This is a genomic window from Amycolatopsis sp. NPDC006125 (assembly GCF_040614195.1).
Lineage (GTDB): Bacteria > Actinomycetota > Actinomycetes > Mycobacteriales > Pseudonocardiaceae > Amycolatopsis_E > Amycolatopsis_E tucumanensis.
In genome coordinates this window covers 1-17,107 of sequence record NZ_JBEXTZ010000138.1, presented here as the reverse complement: position 1 = coordinate 17,107, position 17,107 = coordinate 1, and the positions used below count along the sequence as shown (strand labels likewise).

The following is a 17,107-nucleotide window of genomic DNA, read 5'->3' as shown; positions in this document are numbered from 1 at the left end:
CGGAGCACGGCCATCGCGGCGGCTGCGTTCGCCCGGTGCGCCGCCGCGGCCAGATCCGCGCCTGCGAGCAGCTCCGCAGCGAGCACGCCGCAATGCGCGTCCCCAGCGCCGTTGGTGTCCACGGGCTCCACCGGGAAACCCGCGATCGTCCGCACGTCGCCGTCCACGGACAGCAGGCAACCGGCTGGGCCGTCGCGGACGACGACCGTTCCGCCGAGCGACGACGCGGCCTCCGTCAGCGAGTCCTTTCCGGACAGTGCGCGGGCCTCCGCGGCGTTGCAGCTCAGGATGTCCACGTGCGGCAGCACGAGGTCGAGCGGCAGGTCGGCGGCGAGCGGGCCGGGGTCGAGCAGCACCCGCGCCGGCACGGTCGGCAGCCACGCCGCCAGCGCCGCGCGGTTCGGCGCGTGCGCCAGCGAGTACCCGCTGACGTACACCAGGTCGTCCGCCGCCACCGGCACGTCGTCCAGCCGGCCCGGCGCCAGCATCCCCTCGGCGCCGGTCCCGGTCACGAACGTCCGCTCACCACCGGCATCGACCAGCACCACGCACACCCCGGTGTCCACATCGGACAGCGGAGCCTGCGCCACCGCGATTCCCTCCGCCGCCAGCGCCGCCCGGACCGCGTCCCCGAACCGGCCCGTGCCGTGCGCGCCGGCGTAGACCACCTCGGCGCCGGAGCGGGCCGCCGCGGCCATCACGTTGAACCCGCCACCGGGAGTCAGATCCATCCCGTCCGCGAGCACGTCACCGCCGCGCCGCGGCAGGTCCGGCACCCGCAGCACCAGGTCGACGATCACCTGGCCGGTGTGGACGAGCCTGCTCACTTCGACGCCGTCCGCGCGCCGCCGAGCAGCCCGTACAGGCCGCCGGCCACGACGAGCGTGATCAGCCAGCCCAGCCCGTTCTGCCCCGGCCAGGTGTTCGCGAACGGCCCGGTGAACCACACGTCCTCGCCGGTGCCCGCGGTGGTGAACAGGTACCCGGTGACGATGCCCGCGGCCCAGGCCAGCAGCGCGCGCGGCTCGATCCCGGCCCGGTACCAGTACACGCTGGTGCGGCGCAGGTCCATCAGCCCGGCCGGGTCGTAGTGCCTGCGGCGCAGCATGTCCACGCCGAACACGCCGACCCACGCGGTGATCGGCACCGCGAGCAGGCTGATGAACGCGATGAACGGCCCGTAGAAGTTGTCCGCGACGAGCATGAAGTACGCGGCTCCGGCGAAGGTGACGATCACGTCGACCACCACCGCGTACACCCGCTTGATCCGGATGCCCAGGGTCAGCGTCGTCAGCCCCGCGGAGTACACCGACAGGTGGTTGGACAGCAGAAGCCCGCCGAACGCGGCCAGCAGGTACGGGATCGCCATCCACGCGGGCAGCATCGACCGGATCGCGGCGACCGGGTCGTCCGCCTGCGCGAGTGTGGGGTCGCCCGCGGAAAGCAGGCTGCCCAGGCCGATCAGGAGCACCAGCGGGATCCCCGCGCCCGCGGCGGCGGACAGCACGAGCGACCCGTTCCGCACCGCGGGCGACTGGTAGCGGGACATGTCGGCGGAGGCGTTCGCCCAGCCGATGCCGGTGCCCGCCGCGATCGTCCCGACCCCGGCGATCATCGCGCCCACCGACGCCGGCTCGGCGGCCCCGACCGCGCTCCAGTCGATGGTCGCGACCAGGTTCACCGCGACGACGATGTTGAGCGCGCCGAAGATCCACGTCGCCCAGCGCTGCACGGCGACCAGCACCGCGTGTCCGAGCCCGGACACAATCACGGTGCATACCACGAACACCGCGATGCACACGATGGTCAGCACCGGCGCGGCCTTCGCGTCCGAGGCGGTGCCGAACACGATGGCGCACAACGACAACAGGGCGAACGCGGCGGTCGTGGTGTTGACCGTCTCCCAGCCCAGCCGCGACAGCAGCGACACCACGGTCGGCCCGGCGTTGCCGTGGACGCCGAACACCGCGCGGGACAACGTCAGGCCCGGCGCTCCCCCGCGCCGCCCGGCGATGGACACCGCGCCGACGATCGCGAACGAGCCGACCGACCCGATCACCGCGACGATCGCGGCCTGCCAGAACGTCAGCCCCTGGATCGCGACCAGCGTCGCGCCGAGCGGCAGACCGAGGATGGAGATGTTCGCGGCGAACCACACCCAGAACAGCTGCCCCGGCCTGCCGGTGCGTTCGGCCTCGGGGACCGGTTCGATGCCGCGGGTCTCCAGTGCACCCGCGCGGGACTCGACAGCGGTGTCAGTCGCCATGTCACTTCCTTCCACGAAGTTCCAGCAGCCCGTCGACGACGGGGCCGAGGTCCAGCCGGTTGACCGTGAGAACGGTGCCGACCGGTCCGGCGGGCAGTCCAGCGAAGCCGTGCTGCGCGCCGAGGATCGCGCCGCACATCGCGGCGACGGTGTCGGTGTCGCCGCCCAAGCCGGCGGCGAGGGTGAGGGCGTCGGCGGGCCGGTCGCCCAGCGCCTGCGCCAGCGCGATCGCCGCGACCACCGATTCCTGCGCCGCGACCGAGGTGCCGATCACCTGGTAGACGGCGTCGGCGAGGGTCGCCGAGTCCATTCCGGACACCCAGCCGCGGGCCCAGCGGATGCGGGCCGCGATGTCGCCGCCCGCGCTCCAGGCGCCGCGGCCGGCACCGGCGGCGGCCGCCGCTTCGGCGTGGTCGAGCGCTTCGGGCAGGGACGCGCCGTCCACGCCCGCGGACACGGCCGCCGCGACGGCCGCGGCACCGGCGATGCCGAGGCTCGAGTTGTGCGTGACGAGGCTGGCTTCGGTGACGGCGTCGAGCAGGCAGTCCAGCTCCGGCGGAGTCGCGATCGCCACCGGCGTGATGCGCATGGCGGCGCCGTTCGTGCTGCCCCCGCGCCCGGCCTCGGCCGGGTCCGCGCCCGACTGGAGCAGGTCCAGCGCACGCTTCGTGGACGGGCCGAGCAGGTCGGCCGAGCCGCGCCGGATCATGTCGGCTTCCCAGTCCAGCAGGGCGCGGGCGAACGCAAGCGGGTCGATCCGGCCGTCGCCGTCGATGAGCAGCCGCGCCAGCAGCAGTGCCTGTTCGGTGTCGTCGGTGATGGACCCGGCCGGCATGCCGGGTGCGATCGGCTGGTCGGCGACTGCGTCCACGAGCGTGTCGATCCGCCCGTAGCGTCGGGTGATCTCGGCACGCGACATCGACTGCGTCGGCATGCCCAGCGCGTCACCGAGGGCGAGCCCGGCGAACGCGCCGAGCGCCCGGTCCCGCGCGCTCACCGGCGGCCGAACGTGAGGTGGAACTGGAACCGCGCCGGGTCCAGGAGGCTGACGACGTGCTCGACGAGACCGCCCGCCGCGTCGGTGCTCGTGCGGACCGCGCGGAGGAACAGCGTGCCTGCCGGACGCTCCAGCAGCGCCGCGGTCTCCGGAGTCAGCGCCTCGGTGCCGATCCACTGATCACCGCCTTCCGCGCGCAGGCCGGCGTCGGCGAGCGTCGCGGTCAGCGAACCGCGCACCAGGCCCCGCTCCGGCAGCCCGGCGAGCGCGCCGGTGCCCGGGACGAGCGCGACCTCCAGCGACACCGGACCGGCGGCCTGGTCGCGGCGCAACCGGCGGATCGAGACGAACGACTCGACCCCGAAGCGCTCGGCGAGTGCGTCGTCGCGCACGTGCTCGATCGCCAGCAGGTCGGTGGTGATCTCGAACCCGGACCGGGCGAGCGCGGTGGCCCAGCCGACGGTCTGGTCCAGCTCGACGCCGTCGAAGGTGACGAACGAACCGACGCCGCTCTCCGTCGCGATCAGTTCGCGCCGCTGCAGTTCGGACAGGGCGCTGCGGACCGTGCCCCGGCTCACCTGGTACCGCTGCGCCAGCTGGTGCTCCCCGGGCAGCCGCTCGCCGCGCGCCAGCCGGCCCGACCGGATCTGCTCGGCGAGATCGGAGACCAGGCGGTGCCGCTTGGAAAAGCCGACCTGTTCAGTCCTGTCCATACCTGTACATTACCCCGGACAGGTGACGGAAGGCGAGCCCACCCGAATGGCGGCGGCAGGCTGACCCGCGCGGAGCTATGAACTACCCATGCGCCGCAGCATGTTCGTCCTCCTGGTCGCCGCCTGCACGTTGCTCGCCTCGACGCTCACCGCCTCCGCCCAACCCCGCTACCGGCACTACGTCGCGCTCGGCGACTCCTACACGGCGGGCCCGCTGATCCCGCTGCAGCGCCTCGACCCTGTCGGCTGCCTCCGCTCGACCGGGAACTACCCGTCGCTGCTGGCGATCACCTTGCGGGTCGGCTCCTTCACCGACGTCTCGTGCAGCGGCGCGGACACCCACGACATGGTCGCCCCGCAGGAGGTGATCCTCGGCCCGAACCCGCCGCAGCTGGACGCCCTGCGCCCGGACACCGACCTGGTCACGCTCGGCATCGGCGGCAACGACTACGGCGTCTTCGGCACGATCATCGGCACCTGCCCGGGCCTGCGCGCCTCCGATCCCACCGGCAACCCTTGCGAGCGCCACTTCACCGTCGACGGCGTCGACACGATCAAGGCGCGGCTGCCACAGACGCAGGCGAACGTCACCGCCGTGCTGGGCGAGATCCACGACCGCGCGCCGGAGGCCGAGGTGCTGGTGATCGGCTACCCGCGCATCGCGCCGCCGTCGGGCACCTGCCCGGACGTGCTGCCCTTCGCCGACGGCGACTACCCGTGGCTCAACAGCGTGGAGGAAGAACTCAACGCGGCGCTGGCGAAGGCGGTCGCCGACGACGGTGATTCGTCCTATGTGGACACCTTCGGACCGTCACTGGGCCACGACGCGTGCGCCCCGCCGGGGCAGGCGTGGATCAACGGCAAGGACCTCAAGCCGTGGGCCGCGAACTACCACCCGTTCTTCATCGGCATGCAGGGCGTCGCCGCGGTGACGTACGCGCACCTACGCGATTGACCGCGCGAACCCGAGGTGGTTCGGCAGCTGCCAGGTCATCGACACCGTGGTGCCCTCGTCGGTCGCCATGACCTCGACGTGCCCGGCCAGCCCGCGGATGAGCCGGAGCCCGCGGCCGTCGGACATCGAGCGGCCCGGCGGCGGTGTCTTCCAGCGGCCGCGATCGATGACGGTGACGGCGATCAGGTCGTGGTCCCGGCTCGCGTGCAGTTCGACCGGGCCGTCCGTGCCCTCCGGATAGGCGTGGGTCACCGAGTTCGTCAGCGCCTCGTAGCCGGCGAGACCGATCGCGTGCGCGAGGTGACCCGGGAGGTCGAGGTCCTGCGCCCAGCGCACGAGCTCGTACCGCAGCGCCGTGATGTCACGGGGCGAAGCGGGCCAGCGGCAGTGCAGGCTGGTCTCGGTGCACCCCGACGGCCTGGGAGTCCTGTCCATCGGTCTTCCCCACTCGAGCACCTACAGGTCCGTCCATCTTCACACCTCCGAGTGAACCGCTGAAGGGTCCTTGTGCCCTTCCCTGGCAATTGCACTGATTTGCCGTTTCCAACGCCGACCGGTGGCGGAACCGTTCGCGCCGCACCCCCGTCACAGCTCCGGTTCGATGATCAACTGGGAGTGGTGACGTGTCGTACAGGGTGACGGGTGTTCTGGCGGCGGCTTGCGCGGTCGTGGTGCTCGCCGGCTGTGGTTCCGACGGCGGGCGCCCAGCCGCGCCGCCCGTGTCCAGCAGCGCCGCGCCGTCCGCGCCGCGGGAACCGCTTCCCGCCGAGTTCGACGCCGCCCGCGGCTGGTCGATCAGCGCCGAGCAGGACGTCGAGTTCGCGCGCCCGACCGGCGCGCCGGAAGCCCGCCTGTTGCTGGTGCGGGCGAGCGGTCCGGACGGGGTGCACGTGGTCGCGCACGACGCCGTCACCGGGGCGGTCCGGTGGCGCAGCCTGCCGGTGCCGGAGCCCGAGGGCGACCTCGACTCCACCGTGTTCGTGACCAGTGACGGCGGCCGCGAGTACGCGGTGCTGGCCACCACCGGCACGGGCGCGGACAACGGCGTCGACAAGCCCGCGCGGAGCACGCACCTCTACGTGTACGGCACGGACTCGTCGGGCACGGCCGTCACGCCGGAGCGGGAGGTCAGCCTGCCCGTCACGTCCGGCGACTACTGGGCGCAGACCGACGGCCGCGTGTTCCTGGAGCACTGGGACACGGTGACCGTGGTGCGCGTCGCGGACGGCAGCATGACCAGCTACCCGGAGGACGACGCCGGGCTGCGCCCGCCGAAGGAGTGCCCGCACGCCATCGGGTCGTGCACCGACGGGATGGCCGTGGTCGCGGCGACCGCGAGCGGGCCGCTGGTGCAGGGCTTCCAGTCGTTCTGGGTGCCGGGTGCGTGGATCAGCGACGACGTCAAGCCGGCCGGCGCGAGCTCGAACGAGGGCTTCCGCAACGTCGAGGTGGTCGGTTCCCCCGACGGGCAGTCGGTCCTCGCCGGCTGGCCGACCGAGGACCCCACGGAGTGGTTGTGGGCACTGCACGACGGCGCGACCGGACAGGTCCGCGGCTCCGTGAAGTGCGACCTCGACGGCGGCACCGCACACGGTCCGTCCGGTCTCGAACCGGTGGTGTCCGATCATCACCTGCTCGCCGGCTACGTCGCGTTCGACCTGTCGACCGGGCAGGGCCAGTGCTTCGCGGAGACCCCGGACCGGCGTGCGATCGAGCTGACGGCGGTCGGCGGGGACACCGCCTACGGCACGGCGGGCAGCGACGACACGCCGGTCAGCGTGTCCCTGAGCACCGGCACGGCGACTCCGCTGCCCGACGGCACCAAGGTCCCGGACGGCGTCGCGGCCGGCTCGGCGTACCTGGGAACGGCCACCGACGGCGGCGAGAGCATCCTCGTCTACCCGCCCGCCTAGAGTGAGCCGATGACTCGGGGTGATCTACGACCGCCCAGCCTGAACGCGGACGAGAAGACAACGCTCGTGGCCTTCCTCGATTACCTGCGGGAAGCGATCATCGGGAAGGCGCACGGCGTGCCGGACGAGGCCGCGCGCACCGCGGGCGTCCCGTCCGGCACGAGCCTGCTGCGGCTCGTGAAGCACCTGATCGCGGTCGAGCACAACTGGTTCGTGTGGGCGTACGCGGGCGAAGAGGTCGAGCTGTGGGACGACGAGGCGTTCCCCGGCCCGGCGGACACCGCCGAAACGCTGTTCGCCGAGTACCGCGCCATGGTCGACCGCTGCAACGCGATCATCGCGGCCTGCCCGGATCTGGACCGCCCTGGCGCGCGATCGCTGCGGGAGACCGACCCGCCGTCGATGCGCTGGGTGCTCGTGCACATGATCGAGGAGACCGCGCGGCACGCCGGGCACGCCGACATCCTGCGTGAACAGATCGACGGCTCGGTGGGCCGCTGACCACTCCGCGCGGCGCGGGAACCAGCGCCTCGGTGAGTGTCCCGCCATGCCGGGATTTCGTCTTCCCGCACGGCGCCACCCAGTCCCCGGCGGGCTGGGGCAGGCTGACCACGATCCTCACCGCTGACGGTCACCGCTGCGCCACGCCGGATCTCCCGACCGGCCACCCCGAGTGGGGCGCGGCCGACTACGTGCGGGCCATCCGGCGACAGGTTCCCGCGGAGTTCGACGCCGGGTTGGCGGTTCGCCACCTCGCCTGGATCGGGGCTGCGGTGCCGGACTCCACCTTCATCCTGCCCACGCTGGACCGCACCCTCCGGTCGCCGAAATCCTCGACAGCATCACCTGAACCCACGACCGGACGCCACCCCAGCCCAGGAATCCGCCACCGCTGGACACGCCCTGCCACCACCGAACCCGCGACCGGGCGTCGTCACGGCTCGCGTTTCGACGGTCCGTTCGCGGAAGTGGCCCCGAGCTCGGCTCCGTGGGCCGACAACGGCGCCGGGACGGGCGCGAAGCCCGTCCCGGACCGCGTGATCAGGCCGTGGGCAGCGAGGCCAGCCGCGCGGTGAGCCGCTCGATGTCGGCTGCCGCCGCGTCCCGGCGCACCTTGATCTTCTCGACCACGTCGGCGGGCGCCTTGTCCAGGAACGCCTGGTTGCCGAGCTTGCCCTCGGTCTGCTTGAGCTCCTTCTGCGCCGCAGCCAGGTCCTTCTCCAGCCGCTTGCGCTCGGCCGCCACGTCGACCGCACCGGACAGGTCCAGCTCGACGTGCACGTTCCCGCTCGACAGGCTCACCTCGACCGAGGCGGACGCCGTGAAACCGTCCTCCGGGGCGGTCAGCCTCGCCAGTGCGCGCACCGCTTCCTCGTGCGCCGACACGTCCGCGAAGCCCGCGCCGTTGACGCGCGCCGCGACGCGCTGGCCGGGCTTGAGGCCCTGGTCCGACCGGAACCGGCGGATCTCGGTGATCAGCTTCTGCACGTCGGCGATGCGGGCGTCGGCCGCCGCGTCGGCGTAGGAGGCGTCCGCCTTCGGCCAGTCGGCGATGACGATCGACTCGCCGCCGGTGAGCGCCTGCCACAGCTTCTCGGTGATGAACGGGATCACCGGGTGCAGCAGCCGCAGCACGGTGTCGAACACGTGCCCCAGCACCGCGCGAGTGCTGTCGGCACGATCACCGGCGATCTGGACCTTCGCCAGCTCCAGGTACCAGTCGCACAGCTCGTCCCAGGTGAAGTGGTAGAGCCGGTCGACGGCCTTGGCGAACTGGAAGTCCTCCAGCAGTTCGTCCACTTCGGACACCGTGGCGGCGAGGCGGCCGAGGATCCAGCGGTCGGCCTCGGTCAGCTCCGCGGCCGGCGGCAGCGGCGTCGCCACGGTCGCGCCGTTCATCAGCGCGAACTTGGTGGCGTTCCACAGCTTCGTGCAGAAGTTGCGCGACCCGGCGGCCCACTCCTCGGCCACCGCCATGTCCGAACCGGGGTTCGCGCCGCGGGCCAGGGTGAACCGGGTGGCGTCCGCGCCGTAGCTGTCCATCCAGTCGAGCGGGTCGATGCCGTTGCCGCGCGACTTCGACATCTTCTTGCCGTACTGGTCGCGGATCAGGCCGTGCAGGTAGACGTGGTCGAACGGCTGGACGCCGTCAACGCCGTGCAGGCCGAACATCATCATCCGGGCGACCCAGAAGAACAGGATGTCGTAGCCGGTGGACAGGACGCTGGTCGGGTAGAACTTCGCCAGGTCCGGCGTCTTCTCCGGCCAGCCGAGCGTGGACAGCGGCCACAGGCCCGAGGAGAACCAGGTGTCCAGGACGTCCGGGTCCTGCGTCCACCCCTCACCGGACGGCGGCTGCTCGTCCGGCCCGACGCAGACCGTCTCGCCGTTCGGCCCGTACCAGACCGGGATGCGGTGGCCCCACCACAACTGGCGCGAAATCGTCCAGTCGTGCATGTTGTCGACCCAGTCGAAGTAGCGCTTCTCCAGCTCCGGCGGGTGGATCTTGGTGCGGCCGTCGCGGACCGCGTCACCGGCCGCACGGGCCAGCGGCTCGACCTTGACCCACCACTGCAGCGACAGCCGCGGCTCGACGACCGTGTCGCACCGCGAGCAGTGCCCGACGGCGTGCAGGTACGGGCGCTTCTCCGCGACGATCCGGCCCTGCTCGCGCAGCGCCGCGACGATCGCCGGACGCGCCTCGAACCGATCGAGACCCTGGAACGGGCCGGGCACGGTGATCGTGGCGCGCTCGTCCATGATCGTCGGCATCGGCAGGTCGTGGCGGCGGCCGATCTCGAAGTCGTTCGGGTCGTGCGCCGGGGTGACCTTGACGGCGCCGGTACCGAACTCGGGGTCGACGTGCTCGTCGGCGATGATCGGGATGCGGCGGCCGGTCAGCGGCAGCTCGACCTCGGTGCCGACCAGGTGCTTGTACCGCTCGTCGTCCGGGTGGACGGCGACCGCGGTGTCACCCAGCATCGTCTCGGCGCGGGTGGTGGCCACGACGATCGAGTTCTCGCCGTCGCCGTAGCGGATGGAGACGAGCTCGCCCTCGTCCTCGGAGTGGTCGACCTCGATGTCCGACAGCGCCGTCATGCAGCGTGGGCACCAGTTGATGATGCGCTCGGCGCGGTAGATCAGGCCCTCGTCGTAGAGGCGCTTGAACATGGTCTGGACGGCGCGGGACAGGCCCTCGTCCATGGTGAAGCGCTCGCGCGACCAGTCGACGCCGTCGCCGAGGCGGCGCATCTGGCCGAGGATCTTGCCGCCGTACTCGGCCTTCCACTCCCAGACGCGCTCGACGAACTTCTCGCGGCCCAGGTCGTGGCGCGAGAGGCCGGACTTGGCGAGCTCGCGCTCCACCGCGTTCTGGGTCGCGATGCCGGCGTGGTCCATGCCCGGCAGCCAGAGGACCTCGTAGCCCTGCATCCGGCGGCGGCGCGTCATCACGTCCATCAGGGTGTGGTTGAGCGCGTGCCCCATGTGCAGGCTGCCGTTGACGTTCGGCGGCGGCAGCACGATGGTGAACGGAGGCTTCTCCGACCCGGCGTCGGCCGTGAAGTAGCCCGCGTCTACCCACCGCTGGTAGAGGGCGGCTTCTTCGTCGGCCGGGTTCCACGCGGCCGGGAGGGCGGGCTGCTGGTCAGGGGCGTTCTCCGTCACAACCGGTAAGTGTACGAACCTGCTAATCAGCGCCGCATCCGCATCTCCTCCGGGGCCGGTAACGATCTCCGGCCGGGCGCGATGGGTCCGAAGTGGACGGCTACGAGCACATCCCCGGCCCCGCGGAGCGGGCACCCTGGCGGCTGATGACGGCCCTGGTGACGGCGGCCACACTGGCCCTCGCCGGCGTGGCGGCGCTGGTGGTGGCGCCCGCGACCCGGCCGATGGCGGTGCTGTCCGCGGCCAGGGCCGCGGGCCTGCCTGCCGCGTTGCCGGTCGCGGTGCCGGTCGACCTCGCCGCACCCTTCGCCGCCACGCCCGCGGCGGCGTGGCCGGACGGCATCGACGGGCTGCGCCTGCCCGCCGCGACGCCGGTCGGCGACTTCTCCGCCGCCGAGGTCGCCGCGGCCGCCGAGCAGGTCAGGCAGCTGACCGCGGCGCTCAACGTCGATCGCGAGGTGATCGAGCAGCGCCGGTTCGACCGGTTCCTCGGCCTCCTGTCCCCCAGGGCGCGCGAGACCGCGGAGCCGGCCGTGCTGGCGCGCACGGAGAACTTCCCGGTGTACCTGGCCGTGATCGCCGACGGCTACCGGCTGCTGCCCGCGGGCCCGAAGACGGACGGGACCATGTCGGTGGGCCCGGGCGCCAGCCGGGCGGAGCTGACCGTGCGGGTGGACCTGCGCGTCGCGTACGCCTTCGACCCGGCGGGCGCGCCGGTGTTCGACCCCGCCGAGCTGGTCGTGCTGCGCACGTTCCAGCTCGATTTCGTGGTGCGCAGGTCGCCGCCGTTCAAGGCCGCCACCGCGGGGATCGATTTCCTGGGCGGCCAGACCTACCTCGAAGGCGGCGCCTGCCGGTTCGCCCGGGTGAGCCTCGTCGCACCGTTGTTTGCGGATCGGTCTCAGGACGCCTGCACCCCGTAACGCTCGCCCCCCGGTGTCGATCAGAAGGCGAGATCGAACCGGAAGGCAGGTCCGAAGTGGACGACTACGACATCGCGGAGCACCCGGATCTGCGGGACCCCGACTGGCAGCGGCGCGCGGCGAAGCAGGCGCGGGCCGGCCTGCGCCGCGAGCGCCGGACGGGCAAGCGGCTCGCCTGGACCGGCGTGTCGCTGGTCGTCGTGGCCGGGGCGGTGTTCGGGCTCGTCCAGTGGGGCCGCTCGACGTCCGCCCACTACGACGGCAGCGCTCCCCCACCGGCCGAGATGCGCCCGACCGCGCCGAGCGTGCTGCCGGACATCGCGCGCGTGAACCTGGAGCGCCCGTTCGACGGCACCCCGGCCGAAACCTGGGGCGAGTCGGTGGACGGGCTGCTGGCGCCCCCGCCCGGCCCGGTCGGCGGGTTCTCCGCCGGCGAGGTCGCGGCGGCGGTCGGCCAGGTGCGGGAGGTCATCCGGGTCGGCAGGCTCGACCGGCGCACCATCGAGGGCCACGACGGATCGCTGCTGCTGAACCTGCTGGCCCCGAACGCCCGGCGGGAGTTCGCCAAGTCGATCAACGACCGGACGGACGACTTCCGGTCCGTGGTCAGCTTCGCCGAGGACGGCTACCGGCTGCTCCCGGCGGGCCCGCGGATCACGGGCACCATCACCGTCACTCCGGGAGACGACGCGAACAGGCTCGCCCTGCACGCGGACTACTCGGTCGCCTACGCGTTCGACCCCGGCACCTACGCGCCGATTCTGAGCCCCGCCGACATCGACGTGTTCCTCCGCTACGAGGTGGACTTCGAACTGACCCGGGGCGCCTCGTTCCAGAAGAACGACCGCGGCCTGTGGGTGACGATGACCCAGGGGGTCATCTACTCGATGGCCTGCGAGCCGTCGAAGCGGGGCTACCTCGCACCGGCCTACAGCGAGCCCCGTCCCGTCACGCAGGACACCTCGGGCTTCGACGAGGCGGCGATGTACGACGTGACCAAGCCGATGCCGGAGTTCACCGGCGGCTGCGAGTAGCCACTTCGACAGCCCAGACTCAACAGTCTAGACTGTCTATATGACCCGGGTGCCGAACGACGCGGCGCGCCTCGCCGGTGCGGTGCGCGCCGTCGTCGGGCAGTTGCACCGCCGGCTGCGCCAGGTGGACAACGCGGGCGTCCTGACGCCCTCGCAGTCGGCCGTGCTCGCGCGGCTGCACCGGGACGGCCCGGCCACCCAGGCGCAGCTCGCGGCGGCCGAGCACGTCCGGCAGCAGTCCATGGCGGCCACGCTGGGCGCGCTGGACGAGCTGGGCTACCTCAGCCGCACCCGCGACCCGCGTGACGGGCGCCGCGTGCTCGTCGCCCTGTCGGACCTGGGCGAGAAGACCGTGCGGGGCGTGCACCAGCACCGCGAGGAGTGGCTGGCGCGCGCCCTGACCGACGACCTCACCGCCGAGGAGCGCCGCAAGATCGACGAAGCGCTGCCCCTGCTCGCGAAGCTGGCGCAGCGATGAGGAAGTGGTGACCACGTCCCAGCGGACGACACAGCTCACGCGAACCGCCTACCCGCCGCGCATGGTCCTGCCCCTGGTGGCCAGCGCGGTGCTCAACCCGATCAACTCCACCCTGATCGCCGTGGCGCTGGTGCCCATCGGTCAGGCGTTCGGCGCCGGGCCGGGGGAAACGGCCTGGCTGATCACCTCGCTGTACCTGGCCACGGCCGTCGGGCAACCCGTCGTCGGGCTGTTCGTCGACCGGTTCGGTGCGCGGCGTGTGCTGCTGGCCGGCTCGGTGACCGTGTTCGCCGCAGGCGTCGGCGGCCTGCTCGCGTTCTCGCTGGGCTGGCTGGTCGCGGTCCGGGTGGTGCTCGGCATCGGCACCTGCGCCGGCTTCCCCGCCGCGATGGCGGTGCTGCGCAAACGCGCCGACGCCACCGGCGGCGGCGTGCCGAGCCGCATCCTGTCGGTCCTCGCGATGTCGTCGCAGACCGTCATGGTCATCGGCCCGACGCTGGGCGGCGCGCTGATCGGACTGGCCGGCTGGCCGGCGATCTTCGCGGTCAACATCCCGCTCGCCGCGGTCGCGTTCGTGCTCGCGCTCGCCTGGGTGCCCAAGGACCCGCCGCGCACCGGCCGGCGCGAGCCGATCGACGTCGCCGGCATCGCCCTGTTCTCCGCGACCCTGCTCGCGGTGCTGCTCTACGTGATGGCGCCCGCGGTGTCCGACCTGTACCTGCTCGGCGTCGCGCTGGTGCTGGGCGCCCTGTTCGTCCGGGTCGAGCTGCACGCCGAGCGCCCGTTCGTCGACCTGCGGATGCTGGCGGGCAACCGCCCGCTCCTGCGCACCTACCTGCGCCAGGCGCTGGCGTTCCTCATCGTCTACTCGATCATGTTCGGCTACGTCCAGTGGCTCGAATCCGCGCGCGGGCTCACCGAATCGACGGCGGGCGCGCTGCTGACCCCGATGTCGGTGGCCGCCGTGCTGGCCGCGGCGTCGGCCGGCAAGCCGACACGGCTCAAGGGGCGGCTGGTCGTCAACTCGCTGGCGCTGCTCGCCGGGTCGGTGCTGCTGCTGTTCGTGCACGACGGCACGTGGATCGGCGCGCTGGTGGTGCTCGCCGCGGTGTTCGGACTGGGCCAGGGCCTGACGAGCGTGACCAACCAGACCGTCCTGTACGGCCAGGTGCCGCCGGAGGTGATGGGCACCGCGAGCGGCCTGTTCCGCACGGCGCAGTACCTCGGCGCGATCGGGTCGTCGACGCTGATCGCGCTGTGCTTCGGCGACCGCGCCACCTCGCACGGCCTGCACGAACTGGCCGCGGCGCTCATCGTGATCGGCGCCGTGCTGTTCACGGTCACGGTGACCGACCGGAAACTCGGTACTCGCGCGAAGGCGGGCGCTGACGCAAGATAGGGGACGTGACACGCAACGCTCCCCGCGCCGACATCGACGAAGCCGCCCTCGAAGTGCACAAGCCCAAGGAGTGGGCGGCGGGCATCCCGGGAGTGGCGGTGTCACTCCTGCGCGGTGTCGAGCAGATGGGCGCCGGCCGCACGGTGAAGACCCTCCGCCTGCTCAACCAGCGCGACGGCTTCGACTGCCCCGGCTGCGCCTGGCCCGAACCGCGCGCGGAGGACGGTGAGCACCGCAAGCTCGCCGAGTTCTGCGAGAACGGCGCGAAGGCGGTCGCCGAGGAGGCCACGAAACGGCGCGTCGGGCGGGAGTTCTTCGCCCAGCACCCGGTCGAGGAGCTGCACGGCCGCACCGACTACTGGCTCGGGCAGCAGGGCAGGCTCACCGAGCCGGTGGTGCTGCGCGAGGGCGGCACGCACTACGAGCCGATCGCCTGGGACGAGGCGTTCCGGCTGATCGCGGGCAAGCTCAAGGAGCTGGACAGCCCGGACGAGGCGATCTTCTACACCTCCGGCCGCACCAGCAACGAGGCCGCGTTCCTGTACCAGCTGCTGGTGCGCTCGTTCGGCACGAACAACCTGCCGGATTGCAGCAACATGTGCCACGAGTCCTCCGGCGCGGCGCTGTCCGAGGCCTACGGCATCGGCAAGGGCTCGGTCAGCCTCGCCGACATCCACCACGCCGACCTGATCGTCGTCGTCGGCCAGAACCCGGGCACCAACCACCCGCGCATGCTGTCCGCGCTCGAAGAGGCCAAGGGCCGCGGCGCGAAGGTGATCGCGGTGAACCCGCTGCCCGAAGCCGGGCTGATGCGGTTCAAGAACCCGCAGAACCCGCGCGGCGTCGTCGGCAAGGGCACGCCGCTGGCCGACGAGTTCGCGCAGATCCGGCTGGGCGGCGACCTCGCGTTGTTCCAGGCGATCGGGCACCTGCTGCTGTCGTGGGAGGAGGCCGCGCCGGGCACGATCGTGGACCGCGAGTTCGTCGAGTCCTCGACGCACGGCTTCGACGACTGGGCCAAGAACCTGAGCGAGATCGACTGGGCGGCGATCGACGAGGCCACCGGCCTGGACCGCGCCCAGATCGAGCGGATGGCGCGGATGATCGCGGCGTCCGAGCGCACCGTCTACTGCTGGGCCATGGGTGTCACGCAGCACCGGCACGCGGTCGCGACGATCCAGGAGATCAGCAACCTGGCGTTTGCGCGCGGCATGATCGGCAAGCCGGGCGCGGGCCTGTGCCCGGTGCGCGGGCACTCCAACGTGCAGGGCGACCGCACGATGGGTGTCTGGGAGAAGATGCCCGAATCGTTCCTGAGCAGGCTGGAGGACGAGTTCGGCATCCCGGTGCCGCGCAAGCACGGGCTCGACACCGTGGACTCGATCCGCGCGATGCGCGACGGGCGCGGCAAGGTGTTCATCGGCATGGGCGGCAACTTCGCCGCCGCCACCCCGGATTCCGGGCTGACCGAGCGCGCGCTGCGGTCGTGCGAGCTGACCGTGCACGTGTCGACGAAGCTGAACCGGTCGCACGTGGTGCCCGGCCGGACCGCGCTGATCCTGCCCACGCTGGGCCGAACCGAGCGGGATGCGCAGGCCGCGGGCGAGCAGTTCGTCACGGTCGAGGACTCGATGTCGTGCGTGCACGTCTCGCGCGGGCGGCTGAAGCCGGCGAGCGAGCACCTGCTGTCCGAGGTGGCGATCATCTGCCGGCTCGCGACCGAGCTGTTCGGCGACGGCCACGCCGTGCCGTGGCGGGACTTCGAGGGGAACTACGACCTGATCCGCGACCGGATCGCGCAGGTCGTGCCGGGTTGCGAGGACTACAACGCGAAGGTGCGGCAGCCGGACGGGTTCGTCCTGCCGCACCCGCCGCGCGACTCGCGGTCGTTCCGCACCTCGACGGGCAAGGCGAACTTCACGACCAGCGAGCTGGAGTTCCCGCGCGTGCCCGCGGGCCGGCTGCTGCTGCAGACGCTGCGCAGCCACGACCAGTACAACACCACGATCTACGGCCTGTCCGACCGCTACCGCGGCATCGAGGACGCGCGCCGGGTGGTGCTGGTCAACGCGGACGACCTGGCGGAGCTGGGCTTCGCCGACGGCCGGCTGGTCGACCTGGTGTCCGAGTGGGAGGACGGCAGCGAGCGGCGGGCGGAGCACTTCCGGGTCGTGGCGTACCCGACGGCCCGCGGCTGCGCGGCGGCCTACTTCCCGGAGGCCAACGCGCTGGTCCCGCTGGACTCGGTGGCGAAGAAGTCCAACACACCGGTCTCGAAGGCGATCGTGATCCGCCTGGAGCCCGCGTCCTGACCCGGGTCGATCGACCAGGTCGAGTGCCGAACAGAGCGGTGGTCGAGGCCGCGTGGCCACTCGACACGCTCAGCCACATGCTCGGCCGGGAGACGAGCACCCACTGCCAGGTGGCGGCCTCCCGACAACCCGCGGGTGCGCGTCGGCCTACTTGGCGGATGCCAACGCGCTTGTCCCGCTGGACTCGGTGACGATCGCTCCGCTTCAATGAGGACGCGGAGTGGCGCACCCGGCGGGCGCTGCGACGGCCGTAGCCCACTTCCTGGCGCCACGACCTTGGACACCGCCCGCTGGCATCGCGCCGTCGTCGGGGGCGCCGCGTTGCCGGGTGTCCTAGATGAGTAAGTCCTAACCCTGGGTGGTGTGTGGAGATGGGTGAAGGGTGTTCAAGATCAGTTTGTGAGGACCGACCTGAACACCCTTCTGACCGCACTGTACGTCAAGATCGATG

Annotated in this window: 14 protein-coding genes; 8 read left to right on the top strand and 6 right to left on the bottom strand. The window is 72.1% G+C overall.

Features of this window, described 5'->3' with window-relative positions; translation table 11 throughout:
• The 4 genes from ABZ193_RS39690 to ABZ193_RS39675 form a co-directional block, all read right to left on the bottom strand.
• A partial coding sequence (locus ABZ193_RS39690) for a PfkB family carbohydrate kinase (RefSeq protein WP_354713844.1) occupies nt 1-827 on the bottom strand: 827 nt, incomplete at its 3' end.
• Nucleotides 824-2,266: a cytosine permease gene (locus tag ABZ193_RS39685; protein ID WP_354713842.1), complete on the bottom strand. Its 1,443-nt coding sequence runs from the start codon at nt 2,264-2,266 to the stop codon at nt 824-826. The genes ABZ193_RS39685 and ABZ193_RS39690, both read right to left, overlap by 4 nt.
• A gap of 1 nt (nt 2,267) precedes the next feature.
• Nucleotides 2,268-3,263 carry an ADP-ribosylglycohydrolase family protein gene (locus ABZ193_RS39680; protein ID WP_354713840.1) on the bottom strand — a complete coding sequence of 332 codons (996 nt, stop codon included), beginning with the start codon at nt 3,261-3,263 and terminating at the stop codon, nt 2,268-2,270.
• A complete protein-coding gene (locus ABZ193_RS39675) occupies nt 3,260-3,976 on the bottom strand; it encodes a GntR family transcriptional regulator (RefSeq protein WP_354713838.1) in 717 nt (238 codons plus the stop codon). Before ABZ193_RS39675 ends, ABZ193_RS39680 begins: the two co-directional genes overlap by 4 nt.
• 88 nt (nt 3,977-4,064) lie before the next feature.
• On the opposite strand from ABZ193_RS39675, the gene ABZ193_RS39670 reads away from it, so the two are divergent.
• Nucleotides 4,065-4,931, top strand: a complete 867-nt coding sequence (locus ABZ193_RS39670) for an SGNH/GDSL hydrolase family protein (protein ID WP_354713836.1) — start codon at nt 4,065-4,067, stop codon at nt 4,929-4,931.
• On the opposite strand, the gene ABZ193_RS39665 is transcribed toward ABZ193_RS39670, so the two are convergent.
• Entirely contained in the window at nt 4,920-5,366 is a 447-nt protein-coding gene (locus ABZ193_RS39665; protein WP_020420779.1) for an ATP-binding protein, read from the bottom strand. The genes ABZ193_RS39670 and ABZ193_RS39665 overlap by 12 nt on opposite strands.
• 188 nt (nt 5,367-5,554) lie before the next feature.
• Here ABZ193_RS39665 and ABZ193_RS39660 point away from each other — a divergent pair, with 188 nt between their 5' ends.
• Nucleotides 5,555-6,844 carry a hypothetical protein gene (locus ABZ193_RS39660; RefSeq protein ID WP_354713834.1) on the top strand — a complete coding sequence of 430 codons (1,290 nt, stop codon included), beginning with the start codon at nt 5,555-5,557 and terminating at the stop codon, nt 6,842-6,844.
• A 9-nt stretch (nt 6,845-6,853) separates the two neighbouring features.
• The gene (locus ABZ193_RS39655; protein ID WP_354713832.1) at nt 6,854-7,345 is read left to right on the top strand and encodes a DinB family protein; all 492 of its coding nucleotides are present in this window, start codon (nt 6,854-6,856) and stop codon (nt 7,343-7,345) included.
• Between the two features lie 540 nt (nt 7,346-7,885).
• On the opposite strand, the gene ABZ193_RS39650 is transcribed toward ABZ193_RS39655, so the two are convergent.
• Nucleotides 7,886-10,510, bottom strand: coding sequence for a valine--tRNA ligase (locus ABZ193_RS39650; RefSeq protein WP_354713831.1), 2,625 nt, complete (start codon nt 10,508-10,510; stop codon nt 7,886-7,888).
• 146 nt (nt 10,511-10,656) lie between these two features.
• Here ABZ193_RS39650 and ABZ193_RS39645 point away from each other — a divergent pair, with 146 nt between their 5' ends.
• From ABZ193_RS39645 to ABZ193_RS39625, 5 genes are all read left to right on the top strand, one after another.
• Entirely contained in the window at nt 10,657-11,433 is a 777-nt protein-coding gene (locus ABZ193_RS39645; protein ID WP_354713829.1) for a hypothetical protein, read from the top strand.
• 56 nt (nt 11,434-11,489) lie between these two features.
• Nucleotides 11,490-12,467, top strand: coding sequence for a hypothetical protein (locus tag ABZ193_RS39640; RefSeq protein WP_354713827.1), 978 nt, complete (start codon nt 11,490-11,492; stop codon nt 12,465-12,467).
• A 40-nt stretch (nt 12,468-12,507) separates the two neighbouring features.
• Entirely contained in the window at nt 12,508-12,945 is a 438-nt protein-coding gene (locus ABZ193_RS39635) for a MarR family transcriptional regulator (protein WP_020420772.1), read from the top strand.
• 61 nt (nt 12,946-13,006) lie between these two features.
• Nucleotides 13,007-14,344 carry an MFS transporter gene (locus ABZ193_RS39630; RefSeq protein WP_354713846.1) on the top strand — a complete coding sequence of 446 codons (1,338 nt, stop codon included), beginning with the start codon at nt 13,007-13,009 and terminating at the stop codon, nt 14,342-14,344.
• 5 nt (nt 14,345-14,349) lie between these two features.
• Nucleotides 14,350-16,656 carry an FdhF/YdeP family oxidoreductase gene (locus ABZ193_RS39625; protein WP_354713825.1) on the top strand — a complete coding sequence of 769 codons (2,307 nt, stop codon included), beginning with the start codon at nt 14,350-14,352 and terminating at the stop codon, nt 16,654-16,656.
• Nucleotides 16,657-17,107 lie beyond the last annotated feature (451 nt).

What these genes read in the sequence shown, in the direction of transcription:
- ABZ193_RS39665 (WP_020420779.1), bottom strand. Translation starts at nt 5,366, where the DNA reads ATGGACAGGACTCCCAGGCCGTCGGGGTGCACCGAGACCAGCCTGCAC.
- ABZ193_RS39630 (WP_354713846.1), top strand. Translation starts at nt 13,007, where the DNA reads ATGGTCCTGCCCCTGGTGGCCAGCGCGGTGCTCAACCCGATCAACTCC.
- ABZ193_RS39685 (WP_354713842.1), bottom strand. Translation starts at nt 2,266, where the DNA reads ATGGCGACTGACACCGCTGTCGAGTCCCGCGCGGGTGCACTGGAGACC.
- ABZ193_RS39635 (WP_020420772.1), top strand. Translation starts at nt 12,508, where the DNA reads ATGACCCGGGTGCCGAACGACGCGGCGCGCCTCGCCGGTGCGGTGCGC.
- ABZ193_RS39655 (WP_354713832.1), top strand. Translation starts at nt 6,854, where the DNA reads ATGACTCGGGGTGATCTACGACCGCCCAGCCTGAACGCGGACGAGAAG.
- ABZ193_RS39670 (WP_354713836.1), top strand. Translation starts at nt 4,065, where the DNA reads ATGCGCCGCAGCATGTTCGTCCTCCTGGTCGCCGCCTGCACGTTGCTC.
- ABZ193_RS39675 (WP_354713838.1), bottom strand. Translation starts at nt 3,976, where the DNA reads ATGGACAGGACTGAACAGGTCGGCTTTTCCAAGCGGCACCGCCTGGTC.
- ABZ193_RS39645 (WP_354713829.1), top strand. Translation starts at nt 10,657, where the DNA reads ATGACGGCCCTGGTGACGGCGGCCACACTGGCCCTCGCCGGCGTGGCG.